The sequence below is a fragment of the Kitasatospora sp. NPDC093102 genome, from assembly GCF_040683915.1.
Taxonomy (GTDB): domain Bacteria; phylum Actinomycetota; class Actinomycetes; order Streptomycetales; family Streptomycetaceae; genus Kitasatospora.
The window spans coordinates 1-8,646 of sequence record NZ_JBFBFA010000096.1; the positions used below are offsets into that span (position 1 = coordinate 1).

At 72.3% G+C, this 8,646-nt stretch carries 9 protein-coding genes; 3 read left to right on the top strand and 6 right to left on the bottom strand.

The window, feature by feature from the left end:
* Positions 1–355 precede the first annotated feature (355 nt).
* Positions 356–592, top strand: coding sequence for a hypothetical protein (locus tag AB0O11_RS38555; RefSeq protein ID WP_363397086.1), 237 nt, complete (start codon positions 356–358; stop codon positions 590–592).
* A gap of 238 nt (positions 593–830) precedes the next feature.
* On the opposite strand, the gene AB0O11_RS38560 is transcribed toward AB0O11_RS38555, so the two are convergent.
* The 4 genes from AB0O11_RS38560 to AB0O11_RS38575 all read right to left on the bottom strand — a co-directional run bounded on the left by AB0O11_RS38560 (position 831) and on the right by AB0O11_RS38575 (position 3,649).
* Positions 831–1,412 carry an XRE family transcriptional regulator gene (locus AB0O11_RS38560; RefSeq protein WP_363397089.1) on the bottom strand — a complete coding sequence of 194 codons (582 nt, stop codon included), beginning with the start codon at positions 1,410–1,412 and terminating at the stop codon, positions 831–833.
* A gap of 91 nt (positions 1,413–1,503) precedes the next feature.
* Positions 1,504–1,701 (bottom strand): hypothetical protein, encoded by a 198-nt coding sequence (locus tag AB0O11_RS38565; protein WP_363397092.1) that lies wholly within the window; start codon positions 1,699–1,701, stop codon positions 1,504–1,506.
* Positions 1,702–1,975: 274 nt separating this feature from the next.
* A complete protein-coding gene (locus tag AB0O11_RS38570) occupies positions 1,976–2,617 on the bottom strand; it encodes a hypothetical protein (RefSeq protein ID WP_363397095.1) in 642 nt (213 codons plus the stop codon).
* 651 nt (positions 2,618–3,268) lie between these two features.
* Complete coding sequence (locus AB0O11_RS38575) at positions 3,269–3,649, bottom strand: hypothetical protein (RefSeq protein WP_363397097.1); 381 nt, start codon at positions 3,647–3,649, stop codon at positions 3,269–3,271.
* 1,055 nt (positions 3,650–4,704) lie between these two features.
* Here AB0O11_RS38575 and AB0O11_RS38580 point away from each other — a divergent pair.
* Positions 4,705–5,430, top strand: coding sequence for a hypothetical protein (locus AB0O11_RS38580; RefSeq protein WP_363397100.1), 726 nt, complete (start codon positions 4,705–4,707; stop codon positions 5,428–5,430).
* A gap of 471 nt (positions 5,431–5,901) precedes the next feature.
* Here the strand turns inward: AB0O11_RS38580 and AB0O11_RS38585 are convergent, their stop codons facing one another.
* Both AB0O11_RS38585 and AB0O11_RS38590 read right to left on the bottom strand, forming a co-directional pair.
* Entirely contained in the window at positions 5,902–6,630 is a 729-nt protein-coding gene (locus AB0O11_RS38585; protein WP_363397103.1) for a hypothetical protein, read from the bottom strand.
* Positions 6,627–7,226 carry a hypothetical protein gene (locus AB0O11_RS38590; RefSeq protein WP_363397105.1) on the bottom strand — a complete coding sequence of 200 codons (600 nt, stop codon included), beginning with the start codon at positions 7,224–7,226 and terminating at the stop codon, positions 6,627–6,629. The genes AB0O11_RS38585 and AB0O11_RS38590 overlap by 4 nt, the downstream gene beginning before the upstream one ends.
* Before the next feature lie 587 nt (positions 7,227–7,813).
* Here AB0O11_RS38590 and AB0O11_RS38595 point away from each other — a divergent pair.
* Positions 7,814–8,578 (top strand): hypothetical protein, encoded by a 765-nt coding sequence (locus tag AB0O11_RS38595; RefSeq protein ID WP_363397108.1) that lies wholly within the window; start codon positions 7,814–7,816, stop codon positions 8,576–8,578.
* The last annotated feature ends 68 nt before the right edge of the window (positions 8,579–8,646 follow it).

The following is an 8,646-nucleotide window of genomic DNA, read 5'->3' on the forward strand; positions in this document are numbered from 1 at the left end:
CCAGATATGACAAACGTGTCTATGTCTTCCTCGGCACGGTCACGGTCGCCGCCCTGGCCATCTGGCTCCGCTCATGATCGACCGGACAGAACCTAACGCGGTGTGGTGACCTGGCCGTTTTGACCTGGTGGGACACGTTTGTTGGAACCATCTGGCCATCCTTCTTGCAACCTGCGGTGGATTGCCATTCATGTTGGAACCAGTTTCGAACTACCCGGGCTCGCGGCGTCCGCGGCCGCTCCGCTGAGGGGCATGGAACCGAGCGAGCGCGTACGCAGGACAACTGGAGCGGCGGGGACGACAGCGGTTCAGCCGTTGTAGTCACACCGCGCCGCTTGGGACCTATCCTGAGCCAATGCTTCACGAGCTGTGGGACGAAGGCGAGGAGGTCAAGACGTTCTGCCTGGCCGGACCGCGCGGAGACGGCGCTCGTGCGCTCTTGTCCGAAGGTGCCCGGCTCGTGTGGACCGTTGAGGCCGCGAGCCACTTCGACGCGATGACGTTGTACTACCAGCGCATGGGCTGGGGCACCTACACCACAGAGCACCCGGAGTGGGACAACCGGACCTACGCCGAGCACGGCTGGGAATGATCAACCCATTTCATGCCTTCAGCCACACACACCTCACGAGCTGGAGTAGTAGCCCCGAGAGCGATTCCAGCGCTGGGGCGCTCCGGTTCCAACAACCGTGACCAAGTTCCAGCTAACGTGTCCCGGCTCAGCTGACCAGGAACAATGCCAGGTGCTCAACTGGCCAACTCGACCGCTAACTGGCCAAGTGAAGCGCTCAGTCACAAATTCGGCGACACGGGGCCACCGGAGGGTGGTGCTACAGCTCGATGTCCATCCAGGCGATGTCGTTGAGCTCGACGTCGAGGCCGCGGGCGCGGCGGCCGCCGTCCTTGAAGTACTCGTCGCGCAGGGCCTCGGCGAGGATCGCTTCCTGCTGGGCCTGGGTGGCTCCGGCGTCGCGGGCGGCGTACAGCCGCCGGGCGACGTCGCCGGGCATCTTCTGGGTGATCATTCGGGGGCGGGGGTCGTCGGTGCTACCGCCGGCCGCCGAGTATCCGAAGGTCGCCTGGATGTGGAGCATGAAGCCGCGCTGCTCGGCGTCGCGGCGCACCCGCTTCTTCACCCGCGGCTGCCAGGCCGCCCGAACCGCCCGCTCGACCTTCGCCGCGTTGGCCTTCGTCATGGGGATGTCCCCGGTCAGCTCGCCCTCGGCCACAGCCTTGAGGGCATGGGCCCAGCGCTGCGCGGTGCGCACCGAGACGCCAGCGGCCTGGGCGAGGCGCTTGGTGTCGTTCCTGGCGACCTTCTCCCACAGGAACTTGACCCGGGTGTTCAGGTGCACCGGGATGGGGCGGGTGCACTCGGCACGCTCCAGGCCCTCGTCAATCTCGCGGCTCACACTGCTCTCCTTCCCGACCGCCGAGGTGGGCGGTCACTGCTGGTGGGCGTGGTGGGCGGCCCGCCGCCGGGTGGCGGCGGGCCGCGGGGAACTACTCGTCGGCGGACACCTGGCCGCCGGCCTTCATGTGCCGGGCCGGGTTGGCGTCGGCGGCGATCAGCTCGGCGATCGGCCGGGAGCCCTCGTGCTTCACCATCCCCGGCGACACCCCGAGGCGCAGCGAGGTGGTGAGGGTGCCGTCCGGTTTGGTGGGGACGTCCGGGGCTGCGGGGCCGGGGGGACGGGGCACCGTGCTGGTGTGGTCTGGCGCGGTTGTCTGGTTGGCGCTGTCCGGCGCGTGGCGTCGGCGGGGCGCGGCGGTCGCGGATGCGGGACGGCTGTCCTCGCTCCGAACCGTCCAGAGCGCAGCCTGGCCGGTCCCGGGGAAGGCAGGGGGGCCGCGGGGCCGGCCGGTGGGGCCTGCCGGGCTGGGGGCGTGGCGCGGCGGTGGAGGCGGGGAGTTCCGCTCCCCCGGTCCGGGGATCCGGTTTGGCCCACGTGTCGGCAGTGCCCGGGGCTGTTGGCTAGGCGGGCCCGTCCAGGGGGTGGCCCTCCCATGCCGGTTCCGGCTGTGGGGCTTGGATCCGGTCGATCGTCGTGCGGGCGATTCCGGTCGCGCGGTGCAGGTCAGTGGGCCGCATGCCGGCGGCCAGTGCACCGAGGACCAGGGCGTTGCGTGCGTTGTCCAGCCGGACCTTTTCCTCGCCGCCGGTCGGGTGCTCGCTTCGCCAGGCCTCGGCCGCGATCCGCGCCCAGTGGGTCCTCTCCTGGCCGTCGCGGACCGGGTCTGCGAAGTGCTGGCAGCAGCGGGACCCGGGTCCCGCCGGGGCGGGTTCGACGCAGTCGGTGTGGCCGCACAGGTCGACGATGGCCGGGCCTTCCTCGTGCTCGCCGACGGCCAGTCGGTAGGTACCGTGCCAGACCTCGTAGCGCATGGTCACGACGAAGCCGCGGCGGTGTTCGACGGTCAGGCGGCTGGTAGCGGCGTTGATGCCCCAGTACTGGCAGATGTGACCGGCGACCGCCAGTGCGGTCCCGGGGTCCCATCGCACCTCGGTCACCGTTTGCCGATCGGCGTACGCCGGGGCGTCGAAGGCGACCTTGTCGGCGTCCGGAAGGGCTTCGACGGCGAGGCGGGCGAGCTTGGCGGCACTGATGGCAGTCATGTACATCCCCTTCATGTCACAGCGTGCGCTACATTGAACACACTCTAAATGCAGCGCACGCTACATTCAAGTCGTCTCGCCGAGGCCGTCACGGCTCGGATGGAGACCGGCCTCGCGAAGCACGGCGAGCAGGCCCGGTGCCTCGTTGACGACGGTGGCGTACTGCCCAACGGGGGCGGCTGCGCCCAGCAGGGGGTGGGGCGGTGCGGCCGCCGGTCCGGTCGGTTCCCGGACCTGATCGTCGCGCCCGCGCCGGAGACCGCCGCGACCCGCCCCGGCCGTCAGTGAGTCATGCGCCCGCTCGCACCCCGGTACGGTGCCGGCCTCAATCGAGCGCACGACCCCCAGCAGCCCGGTCGCACCCGTCGGCACGGCCTCCTGCCGCCCGCCTCGGCCGACGGCAACGGCAGGGTTCACCTGATCGGGTGACAAGCAGCCCGCCCGCCTGGACCTAGACTGTCGTGCGGCGGCCTGAGGGCGGCCATGCCGGGGTGCCGCTCCCGGCCTTGCGGCGGCACCGGGAAGGCTGAACCTGCGCGCACGCGCGCACCTGTTCTTCGTCAGCATCACCACGTGCACGTCCCTTCTTCCTCGACGTGCTGGCCGGGCAGTACGCGACAGGAAGCCCCCATGACCTCACGCCCCGCGCCGTCAGCGCAGCGCCGTGCCGCCGCCGACCTGGCCAAAGCCCGGCAGACCGTCACCGGCGAGCCCCGCCAGCTCGCCTCGGCCGAGATCGCCGCACACCGCAGCCCCCTTCCCGCTCCCGCCCACCCCGAGCAGGAACTCTGGGAGGCGCGCGTCCTGGCGGCCCTCCTCACCGAGTACGGAGCACACCGGCCGGCCGACACCGACGGCCCCTACGGCATCGGCCGGGTGACGCCGCGCCCCGACGAGGTCGTCGTCCACGTCGACCGGGCGCAGCTGGCGCGGTGGGCGCGGGCGTTGCTGCCCGTCCAGCGGGCCGGTGGCGGGCTGACCGGGGTGGCCGGTCTGCGGTGGAGCGTCGGTGCGAAGGACGTCGTCCTCCACCCGGCGGGTGCGCCGCAGCGGCGGATCCGCTTGGCCACGACGTTCGTCCGGGACTGGAACCGGGCCGTGGCCGGCGCGGTGGAGACGGGCGACGTGCTCCTGGGCGGCGCCCCGGGCCGCGCTGTCGGACCCGGTCCGCAGGAGGCGGCAGCAGGGCGGGCGCAGCGGGAGTGGGTGGTGTCGTGTGCGGGGGATCTGTCTGCGGTGTTGCGGCGGGTGGTGTTGCTGGAGCATCTTGCGGGGCGGCCGTTCCACGGTGGGGCGGTGGAGTTCGCGGTGGAGGGCGGGTGCTTGGTGAATCTGTCGGCGGGGCGGGCGCGTCTGACTCTCCCGTGGGTCACGCTGCGTCTCACCCGGGCGTTGTGGCCCGGCCGGGGTGTGCGGGTGGCGCGGTCTGGGGCCGGGGATGCGGTGCTGCGGTTCCTGGCCGGGTACCCGGATCCGGCGGGCGCGGTGCGCCCGGGTACGGCCCGGGAGGGTCTGTGTGTGCTGGCCGGGATCCGCGTGGAGGACGTCGGGTTGCGGGCGGCCGCCTGGGCGCTGGAGGTCGCGGACGCCGAACTGGCCGATCCGGGCAGCGGGTTCCTGGACGATGAGGGCGGCTGGACGGGCAACCGGCGGCGGGCCGCCGAGGACTTCTTCGGGGCAACCGGCCCGCTCGACCCGCCCGGGTGTGCGCGGCTGCTGGCCGAGTGTCCCGTCGACGTCGCGGACCTGGGCCGGCTCGACTACCTGCCGATCATCGGCCACGAAGCCGCCCGGGACTTCCGCCCGGATCGCGAGCAGCTGGCCGAGGACGGCCGGCAGATCCTGATCCGGCTGCTGGACTGGGCGCTGGCCGCCGCCACCCACCAGGTCCCCGACCGCGGCCCCTGGCAGCAGAGCGACCCCGCGAACGGCAGCACCTGGTCCGCGGGCCTCCTGCCGGTGGTGCGCTGGACCGCCGCCCTGCCGCTGCCGGACAGCCCCGTCCCCCTCCAGCTGCGCGTCGACGAGCACCCCCGGGGCGGTTTCGGCTATGCCGTCCACCCCGGCCCCGAGGGCGGCCCGCGTGGGTGCACCACGCCACCCCCGCACTTCGGTTCGGCTCCGCCGGCTCGCTGCCCGCCGCGATGGCCCTGGCCGAACACGCCGGACGCGAAGTCGCCGCCGGCGCCCGGACGGTGCGCAGCGTCGAGCGGCGGCTGCTCATCCCCCGTCCGGTGCCCGCCGACGCCAATCCGCGTCCGGCCGAGCTCATCGCCGCCGCCGCGCCGCGTGAGATGGTCCTGGACCTGTATGAGGTGTGCGCGGGTCTGCGGGCCCTGGCCGACCTCGACGACCAGGACAAGCCGTACCTCTACAACCCGCCCGCCGGCGGACACTGGCGCCGGGGCGAGAGAGGGCCCGAGCCGGGCACGGTGTCCGCGATGCTCGGCGAGGACCACGTCCTGGCCGCCACCCGGCCCGGCGAGCCGGCGAACACCGCGCCGGTCGCCTCCCCTGCCTACCGACGCCACCTCGCCGCCCACGGCATTGCCATCGACCCCCTCGCCGAGGTCTACCTGGCCGCCGCCGAAGCCCTCCCCGGACTCGTCCCGCTGCGCGAGCGCCACCGTGCCGGTGTCGCCGCCCTCCAGGCCGTGGACGTCCCCGAGCTGATCGGCCGCGACCCCCGGCCGCCGTACCCGGGAGAGGACCTCACCGCAATCGTCGCGGCCCTGCCCGCCGACATCGCTGGCATCGAGGCCTTCTTCGAGGACTGGTACCACCGACGCGAGAGCGGCGACCAGCGGCGTTAGCGCGCAGCGTCGGTGCCGCCAGTCCAGCGGCGCGACCTCGACCTGACGGCCCGCTCAGGCCGCACCGCGCCGCTGAGGCGGACGCTGCCCGGCTCCGGACGCAGGCGGCCGGGCCCGGGAATGACGGGGGTGCATTCCGTGAGGGCCCGGCCGATGGGAGGCCAGCAGCGCCGGGGGCATGGCGCAGCTGCTCTGCTCGGTGGCCCGGTGGTGCTGTGGTGGGGCCGCCGTGCCGGGAATGCTAGACCCGCTCATCGAGCGGTGACCAGGGGTTTGACCTGCAATCTTTCGTCCGTGAACATGCCATCCGATGGTGGGGCCGGCGCTCGGCCGCCCCGGGGTTCGGAAGGTCTGGGCCGGCCAAGGCGTCGCCGGGCGCCTGGTCGGCTGGGCTGCCCAGGTCCTCGGCCTAGAGACCAACCGCACGACAACCGGGGCCGCGCGGCATGCCGGCTCCAGGGCTCAGGGCAGTCATCCCGCCACGGCGGCCGCGCCGCCGCTGTTGGGCGTCTCGGCGAGGGCGGTGGACTCCGTCGCGGGCGTGGCGGTGCCCGTGGCGTCCGGGAGCCACAGCTCGGCAAAGCGCGGTCGCGCCGCCGAGCCCCGGCCCGAGGACTCCACCCTCACGCGCCGTCGTTCCAGCTGCCCCCAGCCGTCCTGCACTCCGGACCAGTGCCGGGCGGTCACGTCCAGACGCAGGTGAGCACCGGGCCACGGGCCGGGAGTGATCAGGACGGTCCCGGCCCGGCGCAGGTGGCCGACGAGGCGGTCGACGGCCCGCGGCGGCAGGCCCCGGGGAGGAGCCGCGGCCAGAACGACGGGGCACGCAGCGGCCAGCGACGCCACGACCTCCGCGTAGTGGGAGCCCGGGGCATCGACGACGACCAGGCGGCGCAGGTCCATTCCGTAACCCGCAGCAGCCGCCCACCCGAGGTCCCCGAGCCCCACGGCGGCAGACCAGGCGTGCGGGTCGGCGGTCGCCGGACCTGCGGCCACCGCAAGCAGAAGGCCCACATCGGCCACCTCGGTGACCGTGCCCCGGGCCAGCCCTCCGCCCGGTACCAGCGGGCGCAGCGGGTCCAGGACGGGGAGGGTGCCGCAGGCGGCCTGCCGGGCGCGGGTGGCGGGCGAGGTCGCATCCATGAGGTCGGCCAGGCGCCGGGCAGGGTCGGCGGGTTCGGGGACGGCGGTGAGTGTCATCGGGACTGCTCGCCGTGGTGGGGCGTGGTGTCCGCGGCGGGGTCGATCAGTCGCAGGCTGTCGTCCACGACGACCCATCCGGCCTGCTGGTCCTCGCCCCAGCGGGCGTAGGCGATCCAGGGTGCGTGCGGGGTGGGGCGTCGGCGGATGGTGATCAGGGCCGAGCGCCAGGTGCCGGCGGCGTGGAGCCAGGCGAGCCGCCAGCAGCCCTCGCCCGGCTCCACGCCGGACGGGCCCGCCAGCTCGGGCGGCACCCGGACGGTGTCGCGCGGGGTTTCGCCGTCGTCTGCGGGTTCGGCAAGGGGACGGATGCGGGCAGCGTCGAACAGAAACCAGGCCCAGCGTTCCTCACCCGGGCCGCCAATGTCGGGGCCCCAGGCGACGTGGACCACCCACAGCGGACTGCCGGGCGGGCGCCGCCACACGGTGAGCAGCGCGGGCGCCCAGCGGCCGTTGAGCCGGATCTCCACCAGGTGCCAGCGGCGGACGTCGTGGTGGCGGCCGGGCAGCGTCATCAGCTCCCTGGGCGCTCTCTCGGCGTCTCCAGGGCGCCCGGGTGGGTGGCCGGGGCTGGAGGGCAGCACATCGATGCTCATGGGAACAATTGTTCGATATCGGCTTTATGTGATCAACCGTCAGCAATCGGCCGCTCGCGTGCCGAGCGGCCGGGTAGAGGTGGAGGGCGGCCGCATCGGTCAGCGGAAGCCAGAGCACGGGCGCCCGGCCGGGGTCGTCCTGCTCGGCTCGGTGGAGGGCGTCGGGCAGGTGGGTGGCAAAGGCGAGGCGCCGGCGCCGGAACGGCTCACTCTCCCCCGGCCTCCGAGTCTCCTGGTCCTTGACGAAGCGGAACGCTGGCGGCGCGGGCAGATCGGCCAGGCAGAACCGCGCACACCCCGGACCGGCCCGCCATCCGCGCTATCGGGGTCACCGCCGGGACCAGGTCGCACAGGCCATCTCGTGCCAGAGGGTGCGGACGACCATGCCGCTGGCCTGCGGGGCGAACTGCAGGGCTGTTGACAGTCCTCACCGGCCACCCGATGCCGAAGACGTCCAAGAAGTGACTTTGTCGTCCGACATGCGCTGGCTACGGCGGCTGGCTACCGGCCGGGTAGGGACCTTGTTGCATATGTCGCTTTAGCGGAGAATGGACGCATTCTTTTCGCGATCGTAGGAAGTGTCGGCTGTGGTTGCCGAGAAGTCTGAAGGGGGATCTGACCCACCCCAGGGGGCGGGCGGCCGCTTTGACCAGCTCAGTCCAAGACAGCAGGCTCTCAACGTTCGCGCCTTCAGCGCGGTGGTGGCCAAATTCAGGGAGGCACTCCTGGAGGGAGCCGAAGCCCTGGCGGTGGCCCGCGACGTCGTTGGGGCTTTCGCGGACAGCAAGGCGTCTGGTGGCCCGACCAGGAGTGAGGTCTGGGCGCTGATCGCCGAGCGGAGTTTGCCTCAGTACGACCAGGCATTCTTCGACTCGCGGAGGACGATCTTCGAGCACTACGGTGCCATCCAGCCGTACATTGCGAAGAAGCACCAGCAGCGCTACGCACTTCACCCGGCTGTCGGCCCGGCCATCCTGGTTCACGAACGGTTGCGTCGGCACAGGGGGATCGACGAGCTGGCTGCCCTTCTCGACGAGACCAGCACCCTGATCGGCCGGCGAATCTGTGACCGCGCAACCGTCGAGGCCAAGCTCCTGTCCTGTCGACAGATGCTGACCCTGTATGCGATCCACCTTGAGCGCCTCGTGGCGGATGCGAGCCTGAAGGAACTGGCCGAGGGACAGCGGGAGCACAACCATCCTGGCCTGCGGGAGAAGGTCGTCTCCCTCAACCGGGCGGTCTCCGAGCACTTCCCGGGCGATCACCCTCTGGATTATTGTCGACGATCAGGGAATTCCCCACCAGGAGCGGGTCCGGCGTCACGTAATTCGGCTCTGGCGAAGATCTTGTGATCGGGCCCGTGGGGCCGGAGAAGTCTGACACGATGTCAGGCGTGCAGTTCGCGGAACCTTGAGATGGT